Below are 26,967 nucleotides of genomic sequence, written 5' to 3'. Positions count from 1 at the left end.
TTTGAAGTTGGAAAAAAAACCATTAAATCTTACTATATCTAATTTTGTTACCGAAAACGGTGCAAAATACCCAGCTCTGGACCTTTCGTATCAGATTTTTGGTGCGCCTTTGCATTCTGCTCCCATAATTTTAATCAATCATGCTCTTACGGGTAACTCACAAGTGATTGGTGAAACAGGTTGGTGGAATGATTTGGTAGGAATAGATAAAACGATTGATATTCGAAAGTACACCATTGTTTCTTTTGATGTGCCAGGAAACGGATTCAACTCTCCAATCATTGAGGAGTATCACGATTTTATAGCAAGAGATATAGCTCGAATTTTTATCGAAGGCCTTCGGTTTCTAGAAATAGATAATTTGTTTGCACTCATTGGAGGTTCTGTTGGAGGAGGAATTGCTTGGGAAATTTTGGCATTAGAACCTAAATTGGCTCAAAACTTTATTCCTATTGCTACGGATTGGAAATCGACGGATTGGTTGATTGCCAATTGTTTTTTGCAAGAACAAATCCTTAACAATTCTAAAAAACCAATTGAGGACGCTCGTATTCACGCCATGTTGTGTTACCGAACCCCAGAATCTTTCAAAGAGAAATTCAATAGGCATACTACTGAGAAACTAGAAACGTTTCAGGTAGAAAGTTGGTTGAACTACCACGGAGAGAAATTAGGAAAACGTTTTCAGCTTTCGGCCTATAAGATGATGAACCAACTTTTGAAAACCATTGATATTACGCGCAACCGTGAGTCATTAGAGTCGGTTATTTCAAAAGTGGATGCCAATATATACATTGTAGGAATCAATTCGGATTTGTTTTTCACAGCAAAAGAGAATAGAGAAACATTCAACGAGATTAAAAAATTTAAAAATAATGTATTCTACAGCGAGATTGATTCCCATCATGGGCACGATGCTTTTTTGATGGAATATGAACAACTAGACAATTTATTAGAAGTTGTTTTCAAAAATAAAAAACAGATGAAAATAGTAAAATTTGGCGGTAAATCTTTGGCCAACGGTGAAGGTATCAATAAAGTTTTGGATATTATTGTTGGTAAAATAAAGCAAGAAGAGAAAATTGCTATTGTAGTTTCAGCAAGAGGCAATGCGACAGATGAGTTGGATGATATTTTGACGATTGCTGCCAAAAACGGAAATTATAAGCCTTTACTAGAAAGTTTTAAAACCTATCAAAAAGATGGTTTTGACGCTGTTGATTTTTCACAGGAATTTGATAAATTGGACAAACTTTTTGAAGGAGTTAGTTTGATTGGTGATTTTAGTGCTAAAATTCAAGACCAAATATTGGCACAAGGCGAAATACTTGCTGCCAAATTATTAGTGTTTTTGTTGAACGAAAAAGGAATTCCAGCAAAACTAGCCGATACTAGAGAATTGATAGTAACCGATTCTAATTTTGGTGACGCACAACCTTTGGATGCTGTTTCTAGAAAAAATGTGATTCATATTTTTAAAGAAAATAAAGATTCGGTTTTAGTAATTACTGGTTTTATTGGTTCGAATGCTAAAAAAGAAACCACTACGCTAGGTAGAAACGGAAGTAATTATACCGCTTCATTGATTGCAAATTACATCAATGCCGAGGAATTACAAAACTATACACACGTTGACGGTATATATACTGCCAACCCTGAAATGGTGTTGGATGCCAAGAAAATCGAACATTTATCGTATAATGAAGCCAATGAAATGGCAAATTTTGGAGCTAATGTTTTGCATGCCAAAACCATTATTCCATTATTAGAAAAAAATATTCCTTTGCGTATTTTGAATACGTTTAATAATGAAAATGTAGGTACGCTCATTACGGCTAAGTCTGCCAAAGAAGGAATCAAAACACTTTCTGTTTTAGAAAATGTAGCTTTGGTAAACCTTGAAGGTCGTGGATTACTTGGAAAGACAGGTGTTGATGCTCGTATTTTTAGAGTAATGGGAGATAATAACATCAGTGTAAGTATCATTTCGCAAGGTTCTTCAGAAAGAGGAATTGGTTTGGTTGTAAACGCTAATGAAGCTACCAAAGCGATGATTGAATTAGAAAAAGAATTCGAAAATGATTTTTATTCTAAGGATGTCAATAAAATTTCGGTTACCGATAATGTATCTGTAATTTCGATAATTGGTCAAGATTTGAGCACGTTTCACAAGCCATATACCGCTTTGATTCGCAATAATATTGTGCCAATTTTGTTCAACAATACGGTAACAGGTAAAAACGTGAGTTTGGTAGTGCAAAAATCAGAACTTAAAAAAGCGTTGAACGTAATTCACGGAGAAATTTTTGGAGTAGCCAAAAAAATCAATATTGCTATTTTCGGACATGGATTGGTGGGGGGGACTTTGATTAATCAAATCCTTGAATCTGCTGATGCTATCGAGAAAAGAAAAGGAGTGAAATTGAATATTTTTGCCATTGCCAATTCCAAAAGTGTGTTGTTGAATAACAACGGTATTTCGCCAAATTGGAAAAGTGAAATTCAAAATAGTGGTGCTATTTATACTATCGATGATATCATCGCTTACGCTAAAGAAAACCATCTAGCCAACCTTATTGCAGTAGATAACACTGCAAGTGGTGCTTTTGTCGAAAATTATATTCCACTAGCAGAAAACGGTTTCGATTTGATTTCGTCCAACAAAGTAGCCAATACTTTAGGATACGATTTTTATAAAGAGCTTCGTGCGACTTTGGAAAAACACCAAAAAAGTTATTTGTACGAAACTAACGTAGGTGCGGGATTACCATTGATTGATACGATTAAATTATTGCATCTTTCGGGTGAAAATATCACGAAGATTAAAGGGGTATTCTCAGGAACGTTGAGTTATTTATTTAATCATTTTTCTGCCAAAGATGTGCCTTTTAGTGATATTTTAAAAGAAGCAATTGACAGCGGATTTACAGAGCCAGATCCAAGAGAGGATTTAGGAGGAAATGATGTAGGTAGAAAATTATTAATTTTGGCTAGAGAATTAGATTTGCAAAACGAGTTTGCCGAAGTTCAAATTCAGAATTTAATTCCGGAACATTTGCGTGAAGGAAGTGCAGCCGATTTCTTGACGAAATTAAAAGAATTTGACCCAATTTACGATAAAATAAAATCAGAACAAAAACCAAATCATGTATTGCGTTACATAGGCGAATTGTCTGGAGATTTACAAAACGACAAAGGGAATCTAGAAGTAAAATTAGTTTCGGTACCAATGGATACGGCGCTAGGTGGATTGAAAGGATCGGATTCTTTTTTCGAGATATACACGGAATCGTATGGAGACCGACCAATTGTAATTCAAGGAGCAGGAGCAGGTTCGGCTGTTACTGCAAGAGGTGTTTTTGGAGATATTTTGAGAATTTCTGATAAAGGCTAGGAGATTTAAGATTGCTGATTAGGGATTAACGATTTCAGATTTAAAATTGATTGAATATAAAACTTTCAGTTTTTAGTAAATAAAGTAAAATTCGCGTTTGAAGATCTGTTTCATCTGCGTACTAAAAAAATATAAAATGAAAATTACATTAAACAGAGTTAACGAAAACTTCCATTTCGAATTAAAAAACGACCGTGGACACCTAGTAAATATTGATGCAAGACCTGATTTTGGGGGTAACGATATGGGGCCAAGCCCAATGGAGTTGGTATTGATGGGAGTTGCCGGATGTAGTGGAATCGATATGATTTCGATTTTGAAAAAACAACGTCAAGAAATCACTTCTTTCAAAGCTGAGGTTGAAGGAAAGAGAGAAAAAGTAGGAGATGCTAATCCGTTTAAGGATATTTATGTGGTTTTTTCTTTAGAAGGAACCATAAAAGAAGATAAAGCTGCGAAAGCTGCACAGTTATCATTCGAAAAATATTGCTCGGTTTCTAAAACTTTAGAGCCGACTGCTACGGTACATTATCAAGTGATTTTGAATGGTGTAGCTCTTGAGAAATAATATTTTTGAATAAAATAATAAGATTATACAAGGAATTTATGCTGTGGTTTAAAGCAAAATAAATTCTTAACTAGCCATTAGTATTTAGCCAAAAGCTAAAAGCTAATAGCCAAAAGCTTAAAATAAAATGAACGAACAAGAATTTGGTTTTGAAACCGAAGCAATACGTACCCAGTTAGATAGAACACAATACTTAGAGCATTCAGTACCGTTATACTTAACTTCTAGTTTTGTATTTGAAGATGCCGAAGACATGCGTGCTTCATTTGCAGATGAAAAAGATAGAAATATATACAGCCGTTATAGTAACCCTAACAACAACGAGTTTGTAGAAAAGGTTTGTAAAATGGAAGGTGCAGAATCTGGTTTTGCTTTTGCATCAGGTATGGCTGCGGTGTATTCCACTTTGGCTGCTTTATTGCAATCTGGAGATCATATTGTGTCGGCAGGAAGTGTTTTTGGAGCAACGCATTCGTTGTTTATAAATTATTTTCCAAAATGGGGTATAGAAACGACCTATTTTGATATCGATAAGCCGGAGACGATTGAAAGTTGTATTAAACCCAATACCAAAATTCTTTTTGCAGAATCACCAACCAATCCAGCGGTAGATATTATCGATTTGGAATTGCTTGGAGCGATTGCCAAAAAGCACAATTTAATTTTGATTATTGATAACTGTTTTGCAACGCCTTATTTACAGCAACCTATCAAGTGGGGAACGCATTTAGTAGTTCATTCTGCTACTAAATTGATGGACGGACAAGGAAGAGTTTTAGGTGGAGTAACAGTAGGAAGTGCTGAATTGATTCAGAAAATCTATTTGTTTTCTCGTCTTACAGGACCGTCATTGTCGCCTTTTAATGCTTGGGTTTTATCTAAAAGCTTAGAAACATTGTCGATTCGTTTAGATAGACATTGTGAAAATGCCTTAAAAGTAGCGGAGTTTTTGGAACAGCATCCTAATGTTAATAAAGTAAAATACCCGTTCTTGAAATCGCATCCACAATATGCAATTGCCCAAAAACAAATGAAAGCAGGTGGTAATATTGTAGCTTTTGAAATTAAAGGTGGACTTGAAGCAGGAAGAGCATTTTTAGATAAAATAAAATTATGTTCGCTTTCGCCAAATTTGGGAGATACAAGAACTATTGTAACACATCCAGCGTCTACAACGCATAGTAAGTTATCTGTAGACGAACGTTTGAAAGTAAGTATCACAGATGGTTTAGTACGTGTTTCTGTAGGTTTAGAAACTGTAGCGGATGTAATTGCTGATTTAGAGCAAGCATTGTCATAAATATTTAAGATTGTAGATTAACGATTTTTGATTGCAAATTCTGTATATTAAAAATCGTTTTTTTATGTTTTCATGCCAAATATTACAGTTTAAACGATTGGTTTTTTTGCTAAAATTACTACATTAGTACAGTGGATTGAAAGCAGTTAAAAATTGATTTTAAAAAATAATTCTTTGATTATGGATGATATAAAGTTATTTGAAGCTAAGCATGTTCGGACGTCTTGGAGTGAAGAGGAGGAGCAATGGTATTTCTCAGTGATAGATATCATTGGGACTTTAACAGAAAGTAGTGTTCCCAAAAGGTATTGGACGGACTTGAAAAAGAAGCTTTCTAAGGAAGGAAGTGAGTTGTACGATAAAATCGTACAACTGAAATTTAAAGCCTCTGATGGTAAGAAGTATGCTACTGACTGTCTTGAAATACAGGATGTTTTCCGTCTCATACAATCCATTCCTTCGCCCAAAGCAGAGCCTTTTAAGTTGTGGTTGGCACAAGTAGCTGCCGAGCGTTTGGACGAAATGCAAGACCCAGAACTTACTATTGATAGAGCTTTAGAGCAATACTTAAATCTTGGTTACAGTGAAAACTGGATTAATCAACGCTTAAAAAGTATTGAAATCCGCAAAGAATTGACCGATGAATGGAAAAGGTTAGGATTGAAAGAAGGGCAACAGTTTGCAAGTTTAACCGATATAATCACCAAAACTTGGTCAGGTCAGACGACTAAAGAATATAAAGTATTAAAAGGGTTGAAAAAAGAAAATCTTCGAGATAACATGACCAACACCGAATTAATTTTGAATATGTTGGCAGAAGCTTCCACCAAAGATATTTCGCAAGCTGTCAATCCTGAAAATTTTGATGAAAGCAAAATTGTAGCCAAGCAAGGCGGTGAAATTGCTGGCAACGCCCGAAAAGAATTAGAATCAAAAACAGGTAAAAAGGTGGTAACGGGTTTGAATGCGAAAAGTTTTTTAGATGATAAAAATAAATAAATCTCAGGTTGATTTTAGTCAAATTGAATTCTTATTTTGTACTATTGTATTATTACCCTCAAAATCAAATATCAAAAATCGTTAATCTGCAATCATAAATCATAATGCTTTCTAAAAAAACAAAATACGGAATCAAAGCGTTGACTTTTTTGGCTCGCCAAGAAGATCAAACGCCAGTTGCTATTGCTGATATTGCAAAGAGCGAGAATATTTCGATTAAATTTCTAGAGAGTATCTTGTTACTTTTGCGTCATTCTGGTTTTTTGGGTGCCAAAAAAGGAAAAGGTGGTGGTTATTATTTGATTAAAGAACCAAAAGAAATCAATATGGCTACCGTTTATCGCATTCTCGAAGGGCCAATTGCTTTATTACCTTGTGCAAGTCATAACTTTTATGAAAAATGCGATGATTGTACAGATGAAGTCAATTGTGCTGTGCGAAAGTTAATGGCTGAGGTTCGTGATAATACCTTAAAAATTTTAGAAAATAATTCACTGGCTGATATCGCTTTTTAAAGCTTAGAATATCAATTTGTAACCTACAAAAAATAACATTCCAGCGATAGCGTTTCTTAGAATCAAATCGGGTACTTTTCCGCTTAACATACTTCCTAAAAATATACCTGGTAGCGAACCTATTAATAATTGACCAAGTAAACCTAAGTCTAAATTTCCCATTGATGCGTGTCCTAAACCTGCTACCAACGTTAGTGGTACCGCGTGAGCAATCTCAGTTCCTACCAATTTTGGAGTAGGTAATAATGGGTAAAGAAAGAATAAAGTAACCGTTCCTAAAGCACCAGCTCCAATAGAGGTTAAGGTGACAGTTGCGCCTAGTAAAACACCAATGGCAATGGTCAGCATGTTTTGAGTAGTACTTTCGCTATGAAATTTATCTCCTGAATGTTTTTGGGAGAATTTCATGATTTTATTTTTGAATACGACAGCAATCGAAGTAAAAAGTAAAGCCCAACCTAAACTGTATTTTATTACGGCATTAATGTGAGTGATATCTGTTTTTATGCTATGCAAGATCCACAAAGTTAGCAATGCGGCAGGAACACTACCCAAAGATAGCCAACCCGTGATTTTCCAATTGATGTTGCTTTTCTTGTGGTGAACAAAAATTCCACCCATTTTGGTAAAAGCAGCATATAATAAATCGGTTCCTACAGCTGTTGTTGGAGGGATACCAAACCATAATAAAATTGGTGTCATCAAAGAACCACCACCTACGCCTGTTAGACCAACTACGAAGCCAACTACTAATCCGGCGATAATAAAACCTATATGAAAATCCATCTTTTAAAAATATTTGCGTCAAAAGTAGCAACTATTTTATAATTATCCTATAGGCGAAGTAGGGTTTATGTGCTTTTTAGGATAAATTTAATGTTTCTGGTATTTGGTGGGTAGGTAAGTATAATGTAGTCAAGGCTTTGTGTTTTTTAGTCTTGAGTAATTTAGAATTAGGTGTATCGATAAAAAAAAGTAAATATTGTTTTGTAATTTGAAAATAAGTATTAATTTTGCGCAGTAATCTACTAAACCGATAGGGTAATAGGTTTTTTTAAAATAAGACAAGAAATGAGTGCAACAATAATAAATACGCTATTAGATAAGACAAAAGATTTTTCTATTGAAGAAACCTTTGTATTTTTGTCGGCTGAATATAAAGACAAAGTCGTTTTTTCAACTTCTTTTGGACAAGAAGACCAGGTAATAACTGATTTGATTGAAAAAAGTGAAGCAGCTATAAAAATCTTTACATTAGATACAGGTCGAATGTTTCAAGAGACTTATGATGTTTTTCATAGAACTCAAAAGAAATATAAAATGCCTATCAAAGTGTATTTTCCAGAAGCGAAAGCAGTTGAGGAATTATTAGAGAAAAAAGGGCCAAACAGCTTTTTTGAATCCGTTGAAAACAGAAAAGAATGTTGTTTTATTCGAAAAGTAGTGCCATTAAAGAAAGCCTTAGCTGGAAATGATGTTTGGATTACGGGATTGCGTGCAGAACAATCTGAAAACAGAAGTGATTTGCATTTGTTCGAATACGATGATAATTTTAAAATCATAAAATTCAATCCGTTATTGAAATGGTCATTGGAAGAAGTTCAAAAATACATTGACAGTAATAATGTGCCACAAAATAGTTTGCACAAAAAAGGTTTCGTAAGCATTGGTTGCGCACCTTGTACAAGAGCCATCGCCGAAGGTGAAGACATAAGAGCAGGAAGATGGTACTGGGAACAAAGCCATAAAGAATGTGGATTGCATTCGAAATAGAAAAAAGAGAAGAGAAAATAGAATAGAGAGAATAGAAATATAATAATAGTTGAAAGATTTTAGTTCAAGTTCCAACAACCTTAAACTTTAAACCTTAAACTTTTAAACAAAAAATAATGAGTTCAGTTTTAAAAACAAATGCTTTAGAAAGTGAAGCGATTTACATATTTAGAGAAGTAATTTCTCAATTTGACAAGCCTGTGTTGCTTTTCTCTGGAGGAAAAGATTCAATTACGTTGGTGAGATTAGCACAAAAAGCTTTTTTCCCGGCTAAAATTCCTTTTCCATTGTTACATGTTGATACAGGACATAATTTTCCTGAGACTATCGAATTTAGAGATAGATTGGTAAAAGAATTAGGATTAGAGCTAATTGTACGTAATGTACAAGATGCTATTGATTCTGGAAAAGTTGTTGAAGAATCTGGAAAGTACTCTAGTAGAAACAGTTTGCAAACAACTACTTTATTAGATGCTATCGACGAATTTAAATTTGATGCTTGTATTGGTGGAGCACGTCGTGACGAAGAGAAAGCAAGAGCAAAAGAACGTATTTTTTCTGTACGTGATGATTTCGGTCAATGGGATGAGAAAAACCAACGACCTGAATTATTCGATTTATTGAATGGTAAAATCGAAAACGGACAAAACGTACGTGTGTTCCCTATTTCAAACTGGACAGAATTAGATGTTTGGAGTTATATCGAACAAGAGCAAATCGAAATTCCATCAATTTACTTTTCACACAAACGTAAAGTATTTTTAAGAGACGGAATGATCTGGTCACATTCTCCTCACGTTTACCAAGAGGAAGACGAAGAAATTCAAGAAAGAATTGTTCGTTTTAGAACGGTAGGAGACATGAGTTGTACAGCAGCAGTTGATTCTTATGCAGCTACAATCTCAGAAGTTGTTGGAGAAATTAGATTATCGACTATTTCAGAAAGAGGTGCTAGAATTGATGATAAACGTTCTGAAGCAGCAATGGAGAAAAGAAAACAACAAGGGTACTTTTAGGATGCAGTTTTCTAAGATAGTAATTGTCTTGTTTCTTTTGGGTCTATTTGCAAATGCGCAAACTGAAAAAAATGTAGATCATCAAAGTCTGTTATGGACGAGATACAATAATCAGTTGGAGCTAAATGAGAAATGGTCTATTCAAACTGATTTAGATAATAGAATATTTACGAAGCCTGTTGAACAAAATCTATTTCTTGCTCGAGTGCAGTTAAGACAGAAATGGAATGATAAAATAGAATGGGGGATTGGAGGCGTTTATTCACAAGTAGCCACACAAGATCCTGAAGTTATTAAGCCATTTCATGGAGAAGAATATAGAGGTCAGCAAGATATTACCCTAAAACAACGTTTGGGTAAAATCAATTTGAGTCATCGATATCAGGTTGAAGAGCGTTGGATTCGAAATGCATCTCAATATAGGTTGGAAGGGGGAACTTCTTTTTATCTAAGATTGAGATATAAGTTTCAGGCTGAATATGCAATTCTGAAAAAAGAGAAGCAGTATTTAAAAGGAATAGTTTATGATGAAATACTGATCAATGGAGGAAACAAAATTATCAAGAATACATTTGATCAGAATAGAATATATGCCGCTTTGCAATATGGATTAAGTCCAGCAGTAGCATTAGAATTGGGATATCTAAACAGTTATCAGGAAAAATCCAACGGTGTAGATTATTACAATAGAGATATTATAAGATTCAGCTTTTTTCATAAGTTGAAAATTTAAAATAAAATATAAAAAATTAAAAGTTTTAAGGATTAAGTAGAACCTTAAACCTTAAAACCTTAAACAAAAAATAAGAATGGAAGTTTTAAAAATAGCAACGGCAGGAAGTGTTGATGACGGAAAGAGTACCTTAATCGGAAGATTGTTGTATGATACACAATCCTTGACTACTGATAAATTGGAAGCAATTGAAAAAAGTAGCAAAGCAAAAGGGTATGATTATTTAGATTTCTCATTAGCAACCGACGGATTAGTTGCAGAGAGAGAACAAGGAATTACTATCGATGTAGCACATATCTACTTTTCTACAGCTAAGAAAAGTTACATCATTGCCGATACTCCAGGTCACGTAGAATATACTCGTAACATGGTAACTGGTGCTTCAACTTCACAAGTATCTATCATTTTGATTGATGCTCGTAAAGGAGTAATTGAGCAAACCTACCGTCACTTTTTTATCAATAATTTATTGAGAGTAAAAGATGTGATCGTTGCTGTAAACAAGATGGATTTAGTTGATTATTCTGAAGAAGTTTACAACAAAATAAAAGCAGATTTTCAAGCTTTAAATGAAAAAAGTGCTTACAAAGAACAAAACGTAAGTTACATTCCGTTGAGTGCCTTAACTGGAGATAACGTTGTGGAATCGTTAGGGAAAATGCCTTGGTATACAGGACAAACTATTCTACAGCATTTAGAAGAATTAGAATCAAAAGATATATACGATAACGGATTGGCTCGTTTCCCAGTTCAAACAGTTATTCGTCCAAAAACTGAACAATATCATGATTTTAGAGGGTATGCGGGTAAATTATATGGAAACAACATCAAAGTAGGAGATGCAGTAACAGTTCTTCCTTCTTTAACCGAATCTAAAGTGACCAAGATTCACTTTTTTGACCAACAATTTGACGAAGCTACAGCAGGTTCATCTGTTACTCTTGAGTTAGAAAATGACATCAATGTAACTAGAGGGGATATGATTGTAAAATCGAATGAATTGCCGAAAGTAGAAAAAGATATCACTACAACAGTTTGTTGGATGGACAGCAAAAAACTAGTTGCTGGAACTAAATATTTAATTCAGCACAACTCTAATAGAGTTTTAGCTAAAATTGATAGTGTAAATAACGTAATCGCAACTGATTATACAGGAACAAAAGAAGCATCTCAATTAGCAATTAATGAGATTGGTGAAGTTGTAATCAAATTAAGCAAACCATTATATTTTGATGCTTATAACGATAATAAATCAAATGGAGCTTTTATTTTAATTGACGCTTCAACGAATACAACAGCAGGAGTAGGGTTTATTAAATAAGCTTTTAGCTATTGGCTTTTGGCCTTTAGCAGGAAATAATAAAAAAAAACAGCCAGAAGCTAAGCGCCAACCGCCAATAGCCAACCGCCAAAAGCCTTTTAAAAAATGGAAAGTTTTAGAACAGAAATAGAAAATCCGATTGTCCAAAAAGAGATTATCGATTTAGAGAAAAAGATACATGCCTTCCAAGGGGGACAAATCGATGATGAACGTTTTCGTTCGCTTCGTTTAGCACGTGGAATTTACGGTCAACGTCAAGAAGGAGTGCAAATGATTCGTATCAAATTGCCTTATGGTAAAGTGAGCAGCGAACAATTGAGAAGAATCACTGAGGTTTCAGATAAATATTCTACTGGACGTTTACATATTACAACCCGTCAGGATATTCAAATTCACTATGTGAGCTTGGATAAAACACCAGAACTTTGGGCAGATTTGGCCAAAGATGATATTACTTTGAGAGAAGCTTGTGGAAACACCGTTCGTAATATTACAGGAAGTGAATTAGCAGGTGTAGATGCAGATGAGCCATTTGATGTAACTCCGTATGCTCACGCTTTGTTTCAATATCTTTTGCGTAACCCAATCTGTCAAGAAATGGGACGTAAATTCAAAATTTCATTCTCATCTTCAGATAAAGATACTGCTTTGAGTTATTTACACGATTTAGGATTTATTCCTAAAATTGTAGATGGACAAAAAGGATTCAAAATCATGTTAGGTGGTGGATTAGGCTCACAACCAGCTCATGCTGAATTGTTGTCTGAATTTGTTCCTGTAAACCAAATTATCCCAACTGCCGAAGGAGTAATCAGAGTTTTTGACCGTTATGGTGAAAGAGCAAAACGTTTGAAAGCACGTTTAAAATTCTTAATCAAAGATTTAGGTCGTGATGAATTTTTACGTTTGGTAGACGAGGAGAAAAAAGCATTGCCTTTTCATTCTTACGAAATAGATACTACTGCTTTTGAAGGAGCCATTTCGGAGCCTTTATTAGAAGTGCCAACAGTTACTATTGATGATGCAGCAGCTTATGAAGCTTGGAAAGCATCCAATGTAATTGCACAAAAACAAGCAGGATATGCTGCCATTGGAGTAAAAGTACTTTTAGGAGATTTTTATACTGATAAAGCTAGATTATTAGCTGATTTGATTAAAAACTACGGAGCAAATGAATTGCGTTTTTCATTACGTCAAAACATTGTTATTCGTAACATCAAAGAAGAAAATTTACCTTTCTTCTACCAAGAGTTAGCCAAATTAGACATGGTTGCTTTAGGATACGATACTATCGGAGATATCACAGCTTGTCCTGGTACAGACACTTGTAACTTAGGAATCGCATCTAGTACAGGTATCGCTGACGAATTGGAAAGAGTTTTAAAAGCAGAATACCCACAGTTTGCCAGCAATAAAGAATTGACTATCAAAATTAGTGGTTGTATGAATGCTTGTGGTCAACACAATATGTCTGAAATTGGATTCCAAGGAATGTCAATCAATGCGGGTAAATTAGTTGCTCCAGCATTACAAGTATTATTAGGTGGTGGAATTTTAGGAAATGGAAGTGGTCGTTTTTCTGACAAAGTAATCAAAATCCCAAGTCGTAGGGGGCCGGAAGCATTGCGTTATATCTTAAATGATTTCGAAGCAAATGCAAACGGAACTAAATTCTTGGATTATTATGATGCAAAAGGTGAAAAGTATTTTTACGAATTCTTGAAACCATTAGCAGATGTTACCAATCTTACCGACGCTGATTTCGTGGATTGGGGTAACGCTGACAACTATGTGAAAGCAGTTGGAGTTGGAGAATGTGCAGGTGTTGTAATCGACTTAGTACAGACTTTATTATTCGAAGCTAAAGATAAAATTACAGCTGCTCAAGAACTTTTCGAAGAGAAAAAATGGTCAGATGCTATTTACTTAGCGTATGCTGGATTTGCAAATGGAGCAAAAGCTTTATTATTAGCCGAAAAGCAAAAAACAAATACGCACGCTGGAATCATCGAAGCATTTGATACTGTTTTTGTAGCCGAAAACAAAATTGAATTAGGAACTACTTTCAGTGAATTAGTATACCGAATCAACAAAAACGAGCCAACGGAAGCTTTTGCAAAAGAGTATATTCAAGAAGCGATTTCGTTTTTCGGGAAATTAGAAGCCTACAGAGCAGCAGATTTAGCGAAAGCATAATTTAGAAATAAAAAAAGATAAACATGGACACAGACAATAGCCAAGAGCAAATAGCCAATAGCCAAAACGAATTGTATCCAATATTCTTAAAGTTACATAACCTAAGTGTACTTATTGTAGGTGGTGGAAATGTAGGATTAGAAAAGCTGTCTTTTTTACTGAAATCAAGTCCCAATGCCAATGTTGAGGTGGTTGCACCAAAATTTCTACCGGAACTTGTCACTTTAGCAGGAAATCATCCTTCTGTAAAATTGACCAAAAGAAGGTTCAGAAAGAAAATGTTGAAAAAACGAAATATGGTCATTGCTTGTACGGATGATTTAAAAATCAACAAACGAGTATATGATTTGTCTCGAAAAAGATATTTGATTTGCAACATTGCCGACACACCCGATTTATGCGATTATTACCTCGGTGGAATCGTAACGAAAGGGAATGTCAAAATTGCGATTTCGACCAATGGAAAATCACCAACAACGGCAAAACGTTTGAGGGAGTTTTTTGAAGAAGTTATACCGGAAGACATCAATCAAATGGTCGAAAACTTGAACGATTATCGAAAGACCTTGAAAGGGGATTTCGAATTGAAAGTTCAAAAAATGAATGAGATTACAGAGACCTTGAAGAATAAAGAGTAATTCATTGAATAGCGTCGGGTTTTAACCCGATGGACAAAAAATGAATGAGATTACAGAGACCTTGAAGAATAAGGAGTAATTCATTGAATAGCGTCGGATTTTAACCCGATGGACTGATAAATATCATTGCCAATTCAAATTAGTAGTGGTTCATTTGTCAAAGAAAATAAGATTAAAAAAAGTAACATATAACAGACTCTAAGCCAACAGCCAAGAGCCCAAAGGAAGTAAAAATGATTGAAACAGATATCCTTATCATAGGAGCCGGTCCAACTGGCTTATTTACCGTTTTTGAAGCAGGTTTATTAAAATTAAAATGTCATATCCTAGATGCTTTACCGCAGCCAGGTGGACAATTATCAGAATTATATCCTAAGAAACCTATCTATGATATTCCAGGTTTTCCAGAAGTATTGGCTGGGGATTTAGTAGATAATTTGATGGAGCAAATCAAGCAATTCGAGCCAGGTTTTACCTTAGGAGAACGTGCAGAAACGATTGTTAAGCAAGAAGACGGTACTTTTATCGTAACGTCAAACGAAGGAACAGAATTCCACGCAAAAGTAATTGCAATTGCTGGTGGTTTAGGAAGTTTTGAACCAAGAAAACCATTAATCGAAGGAATCAATTTCTACGAAAATAAAGGTGTAAAATACTTCATCAAAAACCCAGAAGATTTCAGAAACAAACGTGTAGTTATCGCCGGTGGTGGTGATTCAGCTTTGGACTGGAGCATCTTCTTGACCGATGTGGCTTCAGAGGTAACTTTGATTCACCGTCGTAACGAGTTTAGAGGAGCTTTGGATTCTGTAGAGAAAGTACAAGAATTAAAAGATGCTGGAAAAATCCGCATGATTACACCTGCCGAGGTAGTTGGAATCAACGGAGCTGAGCACGTAGAGTCTATTGATTTGGACGAAAACGGAGCACATCGTAAAATCGAAACGGATTTCTTTATTCCACTTTTTGGATTGACGCCTAAGTTAGGACCAATCGGAGATTGGGGATTAGAAATTGAGAAAAACGCTATCAAAGTAAACAACGCTTTGGATTACCAAACTAACATTCCGGGGATATTCGCCATTGGAGATATTAATACCTATCCAGGGAAATTAAAGTTGATTCTTTGTGGTTTCCACGAAGCAACTTTGATGTGTCAAGCGGCATACCAAATCATCAATCCAGGAAAACGTTATGTATTAAAATACACAACTGTATCAGGTGTAGACGGATTTGACGGTACTCGTAAAGAAGCACCAAAAGCAGTAGTAAAAGCGATTAATTAAAAATAAAGTTGCTGAGTTACTAAGGTTCTGAGTTACTAAGTTTTTTAGTAACTCAGAACCTTTTTAGTTTATTAGAGAACTTAGAATCTTAGCAACTTAGTCACTTAGAAACTTAAAAATACACTTGCAAGTGGTAAGGGTATTGCGTTACTTTGCAGTTCCAAAATTTTAAAGAATATGGAGCAGTAATTTCGGCATTTTCAGGAAGTTGGTTTCCCGCTTTCGCCTTTATCTTTTTGTTTTTTAAAGAAAAAACCAAAAAGGATATCGGCTCTATCGGGGCTAAAGAGAAAGATTTTTGCATTTTAGGAAATTCCGTAGAGACGCGATTCATCGCGTCTAAATATAAGTCAACAAAAAAAGCATAGCGCCCTAGCGCCTTTGCGGTAGTAAAAATAAAGCTTAGTGTCTTCGAGCCTTCGTGGCAAAAAAACCTTTGCGGTAAAAAATAAAGTTATGTCAACAATACAACAAGCAATCAAAGAAAGAATCCTAGTTCTCGATGGAGCTATGGGAACCATGTTGCAACGCTACAACTTCTCCGAAGAAGATTTTAGAGGCGAGCGCTTCAAGGATTTTCCACATTCTTTAAAAGGAAACAACGATTTATTGTCGTTGACACAACCTGTAGCTATTGCGGAGGTGCACGCAGCCTATTACGAAGCAGGAGCAGATATTGTAGAAACCAATACCTTCTCTGGAACCACCATCGGAATGGCAGATTACCACATGGAAGATTTGGTCTATGAGTTGAACTACGAGTCGGCAAAAATTGCCCGCAAAGTAGCCGACGAATTCACAGCCAAAAATCCAGCCAAACCTCGTTTTGTAGCCGGTTCAATCGGACCAACAAACAGAACGGCAAGTATGTCACCAGACGTAAACGACCCAGGATATAGAGCCGTAACTTTTGATGATTTGCGCATTGCTTACAAACAACAAGTAGAAGCTTTAATCGACGGAGGAAGTGATTTATTATTGGTAGAAACTATTTTTGACACTTTAAACGCCAAAGCAGCACTTTTCGCCATCGAAGAAGTAAAAACCGAAAGAGGAATTGATATTCCAATCATGGTTTCAGGAACCATTACCGATGCATCAGGAAGAACACTTTCTGGACAAACGGTAGAAGCGTTCTTGATTTCGGTATCGCACATCCCGTTATTGAGCGTAGGATTCAATTGTGCCTTAGGAGCCGATTTGCTGAAACCGTATTTACAGACTTTGTCTCACAATACCTCTTTCAATATATCCGCACATCCAAACGCAGGATTACCAAACGCCTTTGGAGAATACGACGAAACACCAGCAGAAATGCAAGCACAAATACGTGGTTATCTCGAAGATAATTTGGTAAATATCATCGGAGGTTGTTGTGGTACAACACCAGACCACATTCGATTGATTGCGGAGGCAGCTAGTGAGTATAAGCCTAGGGTTTCGACGGCGGTGATGTAAAAAAGTAATTTGAATATTTTTGTTGTAAAAAAAAATCATCTATTTATGAAAAAGTATTTAATTGTAATGGTGTTTTTAAATGTTATTAATATTTATTCTCAAAATGATTTTCAAAAATATTTTGAGGGGAATTGGAAATTAAAATCCCTTGTGGATAATAATACATTAATTGACTTTGCTGAATACGTAAAGTTTGAAAATAATAAAGTCCATTTTTTTAAGATAGAGTCTGGGAAAGTTAAATCCTTGGATGAAAAAAACATCATTATTAAAAATAGTTTTGGTGGAACTTATGAAATTAAATTTGAAAACGGTGAAGTTTGGAAATTACGATTGAGGAAAATAAATAATGAAACTAGATTAATTTGGAATATTGTTTATGATAAAGATGGAAGTTTTATACTTCAGATAGATGATAGAGGAGGGTTGATAGATAGTTATGCAAAGAAAAAAGCACTTGAAAATGAGATTAGCACTTATTATATAAAAAAATAGAGACATCGTTTTGTTACTCACCAGCTAGCGCAAGAGTCCCGCTCTTGCCCGCAAAGTGAAAAGTTTGTGAAATAATAATTGTGTTATATACGGTACGTGATGGCGCCCGCTGCTCGCAATGACAATTGTGGTGAAGAGAAATGACAAAATAAAAGTTCCATAGGAACGACCCATTTTGTGATACGTATTTTAATACCTCGCTACAAAATACAAATTGAAAGGGATTTTTTATTGTTAAATAATATAGAATAATACTCTATGGATAAAATTAAACAAAAAGTAATTTTGAATGCGAATGGTGCAGAAATTGCTGTTTTGCATTTTGGGGATGATAACGATTATCTTTCCTTGACTGATATTGCTAAGTTTAAAAATCCAGATGATGCTTTTATTGTAGTTAACAATTGGCTTAGGAGCAAGGATACAATCCTTTTTATTGGCCTGTGGGAACAATTAAATAATCCTAATTTTAAACCTATCGAATTCGATAGGTTTAAAAATGAATCGGGAACAAATGCTTTTACTTTATCTCCGCAAAAATGGATAAGTTCGACAGATGCAATTGGCATTGTATCTAAATCAGATAGCGTTGATTTTTAATCCGTGCCCACAAAGAGTATAAAAAATAAAGTTTTAGTTTTGTCATTCCGACGAAGGAGGAATCGCATAACGAGAGCAGATAATGAGATTCCTCCTTCGTCGGAATGACAAAAATGAGGAGTTAGATTGTCTTAAATGCTGGACGTGATTGCTTCGTTCCTCGCAATGACAATCGAAGCAGAAAACTGCGTGAGGGATAGAAGTGGAGCTCCTTTTTCTTGAATTGCCTCGGGTTTAAACCCAAGGCAATTCAAGAAAAAGAGAGGGAACGGATAGTCCGATTCGCCGCGGCGAACACGCCCAAATAATAAAAAGAAACAGCTTTGAAAAAAGCAAACAATATAAACTTAGAGACTAATTAGCTTAGTAACTCAGTAACTTAAGAAAAAATGGCAGAAAAAGCAGCAAGAAGAAACTTAGTTTTATCGGGATTAGAGCCTTTGATTATTACGCCCGAGAGTGTTTTTGTAAACATTGGGGAGCGAACGAATGTAACGGGTTCTAGGAAATTTCTTCGATTGATAAAAGAGGAGAAGTACGATGAAGCCTTGAGTATTGCGAAGGAGCAAGTAGAAGGTGGAGCACAAATCATCGATATTAACATGGATGAAGGAATGCTAGATGGCGAATATGCGATGGTGAAATTCTTGAACTTAATTGCCGCTGAACCCGATATTGCCCGTGTGCCAATTATGATTGACAGTTCGAAATGGCACATTATTGAAGCTGGGCTAAAAGTAGCGCAGGGGAAATGTGTGGTGAACTCGATTTCTTTGAAAGAAGGAGAAGAAGCTTTTATTCATCACGCACAATTGATTAAACGTTATGGAGCTGCGGCGATTATCATGGCTTTTGACGAAACAGGTCAAGCGGATAATTATGACCGTAGAGTAGAGATTTGTCAGCGTTCGTATGATATTTTAGTGAACAAAGTAGGTTTTCCACCGCAGGATATAATTTTCGATTTAAATATTTTTCCAGTTGCAACAGGGATGGAGGAGCACCGCTTAAATGCTTTGGATTTCTTTAGAGGAACCGAATGGGTGAGAGCCAATTTGCCGCACGCACACATAAGTGGTGGGGTTAGTAATGTGTCGTTTTCGTTTAGAGGAAATGATACCGTTCGTGAAGCGATGCACTCGGTTTTCTTGTACCATGCAATTAAAGCCGGAATGACAATGGGAATTGTAAACCCAGAGATGTTAACGATTTATGATGATATTCCGAAGGATTTATTGGAGCATGTAGAAGACGTGATTTTGAACCGTCGCGACGATGCTACAGAACGTTTACTAGACCTTGCCGAAAACGTAAGAGGCGATGTGAAGAGCAACGAAAAAGCGATTCAAGAATGGCGTTCGGGAACTTTTCAAGAACGTATCACACACGCTTTGGTAAAAGGAGTAGACGAATTTATTGTTGCCGATGTAGAAGAAGCACGTTTGGCTGCTACAAAACCAATCGAAGTTATCGAGATCAATTTGATGGCAGGAATGAACGTGGTTGGCGACTTGTTTGGAAGCGGAAAAATGTTTTTGCCACAAGTAGTAAAATCGGCACGTGTAATGAAAAGAGCCGTGGCTTATTTGTTGCCTTATATTGAGGAGTCCAAAGAAGCTGGTGATAAAGAAGGAAACGGAAAAATATTGATGGCTACCGTAAAAGGAGATGTTCATGATATTGGAAAAAATATTGTTTCGGTAGTATTGGCGTGTAACAATTACGAAATCATTGACCTTGGAGTAATGGTAGCGCCAGAAAAAATTATCGCTGCAGCCATTGAGCACAATGTAGATATAATAGGATTGAGCGGATTAATCACGCCTTCGTTAGACGAAATGGTGTTTTTGGCAAAAGAATTAGATAAAAAAGGAAGTAAAATTCCGATTATGATAGGTGGAGCTACAACGTCGCGCGCACATACAGCCGTGAAAATTGCACCACAATACAAGTCAACCGTAGTACACGTGAATGATGCATCGAGAGCGGTTACGGTAGCGGGGAATTTATTAGACCAAAATAAAGACACTTATACGGCAGGTATTCGTGAAGATTACGATGCTTTTAGAGAGTCATTTTTAAACCGTTCGAGAGATAAAAATTTCTTGACGATCGAAGATGCCCGTAAAAATAAAATGCAATTGGACTGGAACGAGTTCACACCCGTAAAACCAAAAGTGATTGGGGAGCAAATTATTGAAGTAGATTTGGATGTTTTGGTTCCGTATATTGACTGGACTCCGTTTTTTCAGACATGGGAATTGTTTGGAAAATATCCTGCAATCATGACAGACGAAGTAGTAGGAGAGCAAGCAACGGCCGTTTTTGCAGATGCGCAAGAGATGCTGAAAGTGATTCTAGCAGAAAAGAAATTACAAGCCAAAGGTATTTACGGAGTTTTTCCTGCGAACCAAGTCAACGATGACGATATTGAATTGACGGACGAAAACGGAAAACCTTTACAGACTTTCTTGACTTTACGCCAACAATCTCAAAAAACAAAAGGTGCTCCAAATATTGCTTTAGCCGATTTTATTGCGCCAAAAGACAATGGAGTAATCGATTATATGGGAGCATTTTGTGTGACTACTGGTTTTGGAGTTGACGAATGGGCAGCCGAATTCGAAAAAGATTTTGACGATTACAATTCGATTATGGTGAAAGCATTAGCTGACCGTTTTGCAGAAGCTTTTGCAGAATACCTACACGAAAAAGTACGTAAAGAAATTTGGGGTTACGCAGCAGATGAAACCTTGACCAACGCAGAATTGATTAAAGAAACCTATGCCGGAATTCGTCCTGCACCAGGATATCCTGCTTGTCCAGACCACTTGGAAAAACCAACAATCTGGAAATTACTGAACGTAGAAAAAGAAATAGGAGTAACTTTGACCGAGAGTATGGCGATGTGGCCAGCATCATCAGTATCTGGTTATTATTTTGGAAATCCTAAAGCAAGGTATTTTGGATTGGGTAAGATAAAAGAAGACCAAGTAATTGATTACGCAAAACGTAGAAGTATCTCAACAGACAAAGCCACAAAATGGTTGAGTCCTAATATAGCAGACTAAATGATTTATGATTGTTGATTAACGATTTTCGATTGCAGATTTCAACTCATAACTCATAATTTATAACTTATATTTCAGAATGAAAGTAACACAACATTTAGAAAACGCCAAAGGAAAACCATTGTTCTCCTTCGAAATTGTACCGCCCCAGAAAGGAAGTAATATAAATGATTTATATGAAAATATAGATCCGTTGATGGAATTCAAACCACCATTTATTGATGTAACAACTTCGAGAGAAGAGTTTGTTTACATCGAGAAAGACGGTTTGTTTGATCGTCGCATTACACGTATGCGCCCGGGAACGGTTGGGATTTGCGCTTCTATTCAACATAAATATGGTGTAGATGCTATTCCGCACGTATTGTGTGGTGGGTTTACAAAGGAAGAAACAGAATATTTATTGGTAGATTGCCATTATTTGAATATTGACAACTTGGTGGCTTTGCGTGGAGATCCAATGAAAGGGGAGAAATATTTTGAACCTGCAAAAGGAGGTCATGCATATGCATCTGAACTAGTAAAACAGATTAAAGCGATGAATGCGGGTCAGTTTTTGCATGATACTATGCCGATGAAAAGTGCACCCGATTTTTGTATTGGTGTAGCAGGTTATCCTGAAAAACATATCGAAGCACCAAGCCTAGAAGCCGATTTGAAACGCTTGAAAGAAAAAGTAGATGCAGGAGCCGATTATGTTGTAACGCAAATGTTTTTTGACAACCAACGTTATTTCAAGTTTGTTGAAGCGGCTAGAGCTATAGGTATTACAGTGCCGATTATTCCAGGAATCAAACCGGTAGCCGTAAAACGCCATTTGCAATTATTGCCACAAGTTTTTTGGTTAGATATGCCAGAGAGTTTGATAAGTGATATCGAAAATGCCAAAGACAATCCAGCAGTTCGTCAAATAGGAGTAGAATTTGCCGTGCAACAATCGAAAGAGTTAATTGAATTTGGTGCACCTTGCGTACATTATTACTCGATGGGAAAATCTGATAATATCTATAATATCGCTAGTCAAGTTTTCTAGCTTATAATTAAATTCTTAAAAACTAATATCAAGCCCAATAGAATTAAAAAACTGTTGGGTTTTTTGTTTTACAACTTTTTTTTTGTCTATTATCTTGGAAAGCAATACTTTGTATGTCTATTATTAAAAGACTATATTTGGTTGTAACAAAATTACTTTTCGAGATGAAATATTTTTATTATACATTTTTAGCAGCTTCAATTTGTTTTACTGCTTGTAAAAATAACGAAGCAGAAGTTAATCAGCCTGTATCTGAAGTTGTTAATCCGTTTACGCAACGAGTAGCAACTGAGCAAATACAACTGCAGAAAAATACTGCAGTTGGTGGTAATCAAAATTTATTTCCAGAAAAGAATTCCACAACTGCTTCTTCAGTCTTATTAGCGGTTAATCCTCCACACGGACAACCAAATCATCGTTGTGATATAGCGGAGGGAGCTTCTTTGAATAGTTCAGCAAAAAATGTTACGTCTACGATAAATGCACAGACAAGTTTGCAAAACACAGCAGTAATTTCGAAAGAAGAAAATAAAAGAGTGCCAACGCCAAAGGGAATGAATCCTCCACATGGAGAACCAGGACATCGATGTGACATTGCAGACGGAGCGCCATTAAATTCTAAACCTGCAACTACTACGACTTCAGTTTCAAAGTCTGAAACGGTAAATCCAGTTATGCCTGCTTTGTTAACACCAAATACTTCAGAGGTGATAACTCCTGAAGGTATGAATCCTCCTCATGGTAAAGACGGACATGTATGTGGAATTGCAGTTGGAGCACCATTAAATAAATAATCATAAGTATACTTTTTAAATTAGAGCATAAAAAAAAGCATCGTCTCATATGAGACGATGCTTTTTTTTATGTAAACAGAATACCTATTTAGTTATTTCCCTAAAAATTGCTTCCAGATTTTTGTTTTTCTGATTGAGTTGTAGTGTTCTGAGTCCATTCTCAGTCGCAAAATCAAAAACAGCCGGACGCATGTCTTTATCAGCTTTAAAAGTGAGTTCCCAAATCATGTCGTGGGTGTTTTTGTAAGAAACTAGGTTTTCAATTTTAGCAATTACTTGCTCTTCTATTTTATAATCAAATTCTACTTCTAGAACCTGTTCTTTTTCTTCGGAGATAAGATGATCTAGTTTTTTGTCGGCAACAATTTTTCCGTTGTTGATAATGATGACGCGATCACATATGGCTTCCACCTCTTGCATAATGTGCGTAGAAAGAAAAACTGTTTTGTCTTTTCCCACATTTTTAATCACGTTACGAATCTCCATCAATTGGTTTGGGTCGAGTCCCGTAGTCGGTTCGTCCAAAATCAAAACATCAGGATTATGCAACAATGCATTAGCCAAACCTACACGCTGACGGTACCCTTTGGATAGTTGACCAATTTTTTTATGACTTTCAGCACTCAAACCGGTTAATACAATCACCTCTTCAATTCGAGATTTTGCTACTTTATATACATCAGCATTAAAATTCAAATATTCACGTACATACAAATCCAAATACAACGGATTGTGCTCAGGTAAATACCCAATTGACAATTGCACTGCCTTGGCATTCGCAACAATATCATGACCATTTACTAGTGCTGTACCTTCATCGGCGGCAATGTAAGTCGTCAAGATTTTCATCAAAGTAGATTTTCCAGCGCCATTTGGTCCAAGGAAACCAACAATCTCTCCTTTGTTTACCGAAAAAGAAATACAATCCAACGCTTTTTGCGCACCGTAACTTTTAGAAATATTTGTAATCGCTAGTGACATAACATGTAATTTGTTGCAAAAGTAAACAGAAAATCATTGAGTTTCGTATTTCAACTCCAAATTATAACAATCATTTGGGCGTGCCACCATCCCAAAAAAGGGCAACGCTGTTTGTAGTTAAAAAGCCCTTTTTTGGCATGCTGTCGTGCTATTCGCTATATCTTTATGGTTTGCTTTCGCAACCACAAAGGATGCCGCTGCTATCACTCACGCAAACCCTGCACACAAATAAAATCTCATAAAATAGGCGTAAATTACTAGTAAGTACAATTTTTTTACGCTCAAACACAACTAATCAAATTAAAAGTTGAATTTTTGAATTTGATTATGAAACAGCAACAAAAAATATAATTAACCAAAATGAAAACAATCCAAATTCTCTTTTGGTCACTTTTCTTGACTTTTGCTCAAGGAACTTCGGCACAAAACACTCGCAACCGAATCAATTTTAATGCCGACTGGAAATTCAGTTTGTCTAATAATATCTTATACGCCGCCGAAAAATACCAAGACAAAGATTGGCACAATATCAATTTGCCTCATGATTGGAGTGTGGAATTTGATTTTAGTGATAAAAATACAGGACGGAATGCATTCTTGCCAGGAGGAATTGCTTGGTACCGAAAAACTTTTGAAATCCCAAATGATTACAAAGGCAAACATATCGAAATTCAGTTTGATGGCATTTATAAAGATTCCAAAATTTGGGTGAATGGTTATCCTGTAGGTGCACAGCATGATGGTTATACAAGTTTTTATTTTGATATTACTGAGTTGTTGCATGCAGGTAAGTCAAATACTATTTCTGTGAAAGTTGATAATTCCATTCAGCCCAATTGCCGTTGGTATTCTGGTTCAGGGATTTATCGTGATGTTTGGTTGACAGTTGTTAATTCTGCTCACATTGAAACTTGGGGAACCTATATCACAACTCCCGAAGTAAGTGCGACTCAAGCAATCGTAGTTGTAGAAACGACTATCGAGAACATGTCGTCGTCAAAAAATCTTGTTTTAGAAACGGTAGTTTTAGATAGCAATCAAAAAGAAGTAGGTAGAACATCGGCCAGTTATTCCATCGGGAATTATAGAAAAGGAGTCGTTAACCAAAACCTGAAAATAACACAACCCAAACTGTGGTCACCGCAAACACCACAATTATATACCGCCAAAACACAATTAAAAGAAAATGGTGTTATAATTGACCAATACCAAAGCCGTTTTGGTATTAGAGATTTAAAATTCGATGCCGACAAAGGTTTTTTTATCAATGGTAAAAACATGAAAATGAAAGGGGTTTGCTTGCATCATGACGCAGGAGTACTAGGTGCAGCAGTGCCTACCGAAGTTTGGAAACGTCGTTTATTACAATTGAGAGCTATTGGCTGTAATGCTATCAGAACCGCACACAATCCGCCATCAGTAGATTTTTTGGATTTATGTGATGAATTAGGGTTTTTAGTTATGGAAGAATTTGTCGATAAATGGGACGATGGTGTGGTCGTAGATAAAAAAACGAATAATCCATTTTTTGACGATCCATATACCGATCCTTTCTTTTTTGAAGAATGGAAAAAGAACTATGGCGAAACCATTCGCCGAGATCGTAATCATCCTTCCGTTATAATTTGGAGTGTAGGAAATGAAAATCATTCTCCAGGAGAAGATGATGAAAATAATGGTATGAAAAATTATGGTGCTTTTATTCGCACATTAGATCCAACACGTCCCGTGATTTCAGGAATGGAAAGAGGAAAAGACAAACCCGTGAACGAAAAAGTAAATGATATTATAGAAACGGGTCAGTTTATGGACTTAATAGCACTCAATTACGGAGAACAATGGTGCAAACTAATTCACGATAAAAAACCAGGGAAACCTTTTGTGAGCACAGAAAGTTACATCTATTTCAACTCTGAACTCGAAAAAAGATTTGCCAATATTGAGCGTTCTCCTTGGCTAGATGTTTTGGATAACAACAATAATATGGGATTGTTTCTTTGGGCAGGAATAGATTATTTGGGAGAATCTAAGAAATTACCTAGTTTGGGTTCCACAAGTGGGATTTTAGATATGGCAGGATTCAGAAAAAGCATTTCCTATTTATACGAAGCTTTTTGGTCAGAAAAACCAATGGTGTATGTTGCCATTTATAAAGGGGATGCAGATGATTTTTCTACCTCCGGACGTTGGTCATCGCCACCAATGGATGAAAATTGGAATTTGGAAAAAGGAAAAGTAGTAGATTTGGTAACCTACACCAATTGCGAATCTGTGGATTTGTATTTGAATAATATAAAAATTGGAAATCAAAAACTAGCAGATATTCCGAATTGGATTATGAAATGGCGTAAGGTCAATTACCAAGAAGGTACGTTAAAAGCAGTCGGAATTATTAATGGTAAAGCAGTATGCGAGTCAGTGATTAAGACTACTGGAAAACCTGTTCGCAGCATTTTGACAGTAGATAAAAAAGAAGTAACAACTGGGGGAGTCGTTCAGGTTGAAATTGATTTGGTCGATAGCAAAGGCAATCGCGTGGTAAGTGATGATAAAGAATTGAAGTTTAAACTTAATGGACAAGGACTAATTTTGGGTTTGTCAAATGGTGATATACAATGTTTGGATAGCTTTCGATTAATTGAAACTAAGAAAACACATCAAGGTAAAGTACTTTGTATTATGAAAGCAGGAAATAGTGCAGGACAAATGAGTTTAGTAGTTTCAGGAGAAGGAATAGCGACGACTTCAACAAATGTTGTAGTTAAATGAGGTTTGAATTATATAAAATTGTGATTT

The 26,967-nt window shown here is 35.9% G+C and carries 21 protein-coding genes; 19 read left to right on the top strand and 2 right to left on the bottom strand.

Translation table 11 applies throughout. The features are described 5' to 3' along the window. The first annotated feature begins 7 nt into the window (after nt 1-7). From thrA to ABZP37_RS01705, 5 genes are all read left to right on the top strand, one after another. Nucleotides 8-3,394 carry a bifunctional aspartate kinase/homoserine dehydrogenase I gene (gene thrA, locus ABZP37_RS01725; protein WP_366185095.1) on the top strand — a complete coding sequence of 1,129 codons (3,387 nt, stop codon included), beginning with the start codon at nt 8-10 and terminating at the stop codon, nt 3,392-3,394. 136 nt (nt 3,395-3,530) lie between these two features. Next, on the top strand, nt 3,531-3,962 hold the full coding sequence (locus ABZP37_RS01720; protein ID WP_366185093.1) for an OsmC family protein: 432 nt from the start codon (nt 3,531-3,533) through the stop codon (nt 3,960-3,962). A gap of 127 nt (nt 3,963-4,089) precedes the next feature. Further along, nucleotides 4,090-5,262, top strand: coding sequence for an aminotransferase class I/II-fold pyridoxal phosphate-dependent enzyme (locus tag ABZP37_RS01715; protein WP_366185091.1), 1,173 nt, complete (start codon nt 4,090-4,092; stop codon nt 5,260-5,262). Between the two features lie 180 nt (nt 5,263-5,442). Next, nucleotides 5,443-6,261, top strand: coding sequence for a BRO family protein (locus ABZP37_RS01710; protein ID WP_366185090.1), 819 nt, complete (start codon nt 5,443-5,445; stop codon nt 6,259-6,261). Nucleotides 6,262-6,365: 104 nt separating this feature from the next. After that, nucleotides 6,366-6,776, top strand: a complete 411-nt coding sequence (locus ABZP37_RS01705; protein WP_366185088.1) for an Rrf2 family transcriptional regulator — start codon at nt 6,366-6,368, stop codon at nt 6,774-6,776. Nucleotides 6,777-6,779: 3 nt separating this feature from the next. Here ABZP37_RS01705 and ABZP37_RS01700 read toward each other — a convergent pair whose 3' ends face one another. Further along, nucleotides 6,780-7,562, bottom strand: a complete 783-nt coding sequence (locus ABZP37_RS01700) for a sulfite exporter TauE/SafE family protein (RefSeq protein ID WP_366185087.1) — start codon at nt 7,560-7,562, stop codon at nt 6,780-6,782. Between the two features lie 285 nt (nt 7,563-7,847). On the opposite strand from ABZP37_RS01700, the gene ABZP37_RS01695 reads away from it, so the two are divergent. The 13 genes from ABZP37_RS01695 (at nt 7,848) to ABZP37_RS01635 (ending at nt 23,190) form a co-directional block, all read left to right on the top strand. Next, nucleotides 7,848-8,549: a phosphoadenylyl-sulfate reductase gene (locus ABZP37_RS01695; RefSeq protein WP_366185085.1), complete on the top strand. Its 702-nt coding sequence runs from the start codon at nt 7,848-7,850 to the stop codon at nt 8,547-8,549. Between the two features lie 116 nt (nt 8,550-8,665). Beyond that, nucleotides 8,666-9,565 (top strand): sulfate adenylyltransferase subunit CysD, encoded by a 900-nt coding sequence (gene cysD, locus ABZP37_RS01690; RefSeq protein WP_366185084.1) that lies wholly within the window; start codon nt 8,666-8,668, stop codon nt 9,563-9,565. Then, nucleotides 9,510-10,298: a DUF2490 domain-containing protein gene (locus ABZP37_RS01685; protein WP_366185083.1), complete on the top strand. Its 789-nt coding sequence runs from the start codon at nt 9,510-9,512 to the stop codon at nt 10,296-10,298. Before cysD ends, ABZP37_RS01685 begins: the two co-directional genes overlap by 56 nt. A 76-nt stretch (nt 10,299-10,374) precedes the next feature. Further along, on the top strand, nt 10,375-11,619 hold the full coding sequence (locus ABZP37_RS01680; protein ID WP_366185081.1) for a GTP-binding protein: 1,245 nt from the start codon (nt 10,375-10,377) through the stop codon (nt 11,617-11,619). A gap of 105 nt (nt 11,620-11,724) precedes the next feature. After that, complete coding sequence (locus tag ABZP37_RS01675) at nt 11,725-13,815, top strand: HEPN domain-containing protein (protein WP_366185079.1); 2,091 nt, start codon at nt 11,725-11,727, stop codon at nt 13,813-13,815. Nucleotides 13,816-13,838: 23 nt separating this feature from the next. Further along, complete coding sequence (locus ABZP37_RS01670) at nt 13,839-14,453, top strand: bifunctional precorrin-2 dehydrogenase/sirohydrochlorin ferrochelatase (RefSeq protein ID WP_366185078.1); 615 nt, start codon at nt 13,839-13,841, stop codon at nt 14,451-14,453. A gap of 233 nt (nt 14,454-14,686) precedes the next feature. Then, nucleotides 14,687-15,739, top strand: coding sequence for an NAD(P)/FAD-dependent oxidoreductase (locus ABZP37_RS01665; protein ID WP_366185076.1), 1,053 nt, complete (start codon nt 14,687-14,689; stop codon nt 15,737-15,739). 456 nt (nt 15,740-16,195) lie between these two features. Beyond that, nucleotides 16,196-17,197: a homocysteine S-methyltransferase family protein gene (locus tag ABZP37_RS01660; RefSeq protein ID WP_366185074.1), complete on the top strand. Its 1,002-nt coding sequence runs from the start codon at nt 16,196-16,198 to the stop codon at nt 17,195-17,197. 45 nt (nt 17,198-17,242) lie between these two features. Further along, nucleotides 17,243-17,692: a hypothetical protein gene (locus ABZP37_RS01655; protein WP_366185073.1), complete on the top strand. Its 450-nt coding sequence runs from the start codon at nt 17,243-17,245 to the stop codon at nt 17,690-17,692. Nucleotides 17,693-17,950: 258 nt separating this feature from the next. Continuing rightward, the gene (locus ABZP37_RS01650; protein WP_366185071.1) at nt 17,951-18,292 is read left to right on the top strand and encodes a KilA-N domain-containing protein; all 342 of its coding nucleotides are present in this window, start codon (nt 17,951-17,953) and stop codon (nt 18,290-18,292) included. A gap of 389 nt (nt 18,293-18,681) precedes the next feature. After that, nucleotides 18,682-21,363: a methionine synthase gene (gene metH, locus ABZP37_RS01645; protein ID WP_366185069.1), complete on the top strand. Its 2,682-nt coding sequence runs from the start codon at nt 18,682-18,684 to the stop codon at nt 21,361-21,363. Between the two features lie 79 nt (nt 21,364-21,442). Further along, complete coding sequence (gene metF, locus ABZP37_RS01640) at nt 21,443-22,396, top strand: methylenetetrahydrofolate reductase [NAD(P)H] (protein WP_366185067.1); 954 nt, start codon at nt 21,443-21,445, stop codon at nt 22,394-22,396. 164 nt (nt 22,397-22,560) lie between these two features. Next, nucleotides 22,561-23,190 (top strand): hypothetical protein, encoded by a 630-nt coding sequence (locus ABZP37_RS01635; protein WP_366185066.1) that lies wholly within the window; start codon nt 22,561-22,563, stop codon nt 23,188-23,190. A gap of 84 nt (nt 23,191-23,274) precedes the next feature. Here ABZP37_RS01635 and gldA read toward each other — a convergent pair whose 3' ends face one another. Next, nucleotides 23,275-24,171: a gliding motility-associated ABC transporter ATP-binding subunit GldA gene (gldA, locus tag ABZP37_RS01630; protein WP_366185064.1), complete on the bottom strand. Its 897-nt coding sequence runs from the start codon at nt 24,169-24,171 to the stop codon at nt 23,275-23,277. A 360-nt stretch (nt 24,172-24,531) separates the two neighbouring features. On the opposite strand from gldA, the gene ABZP37_RS01625 reads away from it, so the two are divergent. Continuing rightward, the gene (locus tag ABZP37_RS01625; protein ID WP_366185062.1) at nt 24,532-26,940 is read left to right on the top strand and encodes a glycoside hydrolase family 2 TIM barrel-domain containing protein; all 2,409 of its coding nucleotides are present in this window, start codon (nt 24,532-24,534) and stop codon (nt 26,938-26,940) included. Nucleotides 26,941-26,967 lie beyond the last annotated feature (27 nt).

The organism is Flavobacterium ovatum (assembly GCF_040703125.1).
Classification (GTDB): domain Bacteria; phylum Bacteroidota; class Bacteroidia; order Flavobacteriales; family Flavobacteriaceae; genus Flavobacterium; species Flavobacterium ovatum.
The sequence above is the reverse complement of the archived record's forward strand: the minus strand, read 5'-3'. Positions and strand labels throughout refer to the sequence as shown.

Excerpts from the sequence above, each read along its gene's own strand:
- ABZP37_RS01700 (WP_366185087.1), bottom strand. The coding sequence starts at position 7,562 with ATGGATTTTCATATAGGTTTTATTATCGCCGGATTAGTAGTTGGCTTC.
- ABZP37_RS01705 (WP_366185088.1), top strand. The coding sequence starts at position 6,366 with ATGCTTTCTAAAAAAACAAAATACGGAATCAAAGCGTTGACTTTTTTG.
- ABZP37_RS01675 (WP_366185079.1), top strand. The coding sequence starts at position 11,725 with ATGGAAAGTTTTAGAACAGAAATAGAAAATCCGATTGTCCAAAAAGAG.
- ABZP37_RS01650 (WP_366185071.1), top strand. The coding sequence starts at position 17,951 with ATGGATAAAATTAAACAAAAAGTAATTTTGAATGCGAATGGTGCAGAA.
- ABZP37_RS01635 (WP_366185066.1), top strand. The coding sequence starts at position 22,561 with ATGAAATATTTTTATTATACATTTTTAGCAGCTTCAATTTGTTTTACT.
- metF (WP_366185067.1), top strand. The coding sequence starts at position 21,443 with ATGAAAGTAACACAACATTTAGAAAACGCCAAAGGAAAACCATTGTTC.
- ABZP37_RS01720 (WP_366185093.1), top strand. The coding sequence starts at position 3,531 with ATGAAAATTACATTAAACAGAGTTAACGAAAACTTCCATTTCGAATTA.
- ABZP37_RS01685 (WP_366185083.1), top strand. The coding sequence starts at position 9,510 with ATGATAAACGTTCTGAAGCAGCAATGGAGAAAAGAAAACAACAAGGGT.
- ABZP37_RS01695 (WP_366185085.1), top strand. The coding sequence starts at position 7,848 with ATGAGTGCAACAATAATAAATACGCTATTAGATAAGACAAAAGATTTT.
- ABZP37_RS01710 (WP_366185090.1), top strand. The coding sequence starts at position 5,443 with ATGGATGATATAAAGTTATTTGAAGCTAAGCATGTTCGGACGTCTTGG.
- ABZP37_RS01655 (WP_366185073.1), top strand. The coding sequence starts at position 17,243 with ATGAAAAAGTATTTAATTGTAATGGTGTTTTTAAATGTTATTAATATT.
- ABZP37_RS01665 (WP_366185076.1), top strand. The coding sequence starts at position 14,687 with ATGATTGAAACAGATATCCTTATCATAGGAGCCGGTCCAACTGGCTTA.
- gldA (WP_366185064.1), bottom strand. The coding sequence starts at position 24,171 with ATGTCACTAGCGATTACAAATATTTCTAAAAGTTACGGTGCGCAAAAA.
- ABZP37_RS01715 (WP_366185091.1), top strand. The coding sequence starts at position 4,090 with ATGAACGAACAAGAATTTGGTTTTGAAACCGAAGCAATACGTACCCAG.
- ABZP37_RS01625 (WP_366185062.1), top strand. The coding sequence starts at position 24,532 with ATGAAAACAATCCAAATTCTCTTTTGGTCACTTTTCTTGACTTTTGCT.
- ABZP37_RS01680 (WP_366185081.1), top strand. The coding sequence starts at position 10,375 with ATGGAAGTTTTAAAAATAGCAACGGCAGGAAGTGTTGATGACGGAAAG.
- metH (WP_366185069.1), top strand. The coding sequence starts at position 18,682 with ATGGCAGAAAAAGCAGCAAGAAGAAACTTAGTTTTATCGGGATTAGAG.
- cysD (WP_366185084.1), top strand. The coding sequence starts at position 8,666 with ATGAGTTCAGTTTTAAAAACAAATGCTTTAGAAAGTGAAGCGATTTAC.
- ABZP37_RS01670 (WP_366185078.1), top strand. The coding sequence starts at position 13,839 with ATGGACACAGACAATAGCCAAGAGCAAATAGCCAATAGCCAAAACGAA.
- ABZP37_RS01660 (WP_366185074.1), top strand. The coding sequence starts at position 16,196 with ATGTCAACAATACAACAAGCAATCAAAGAAAGAATCCTAGTTCTCGAT.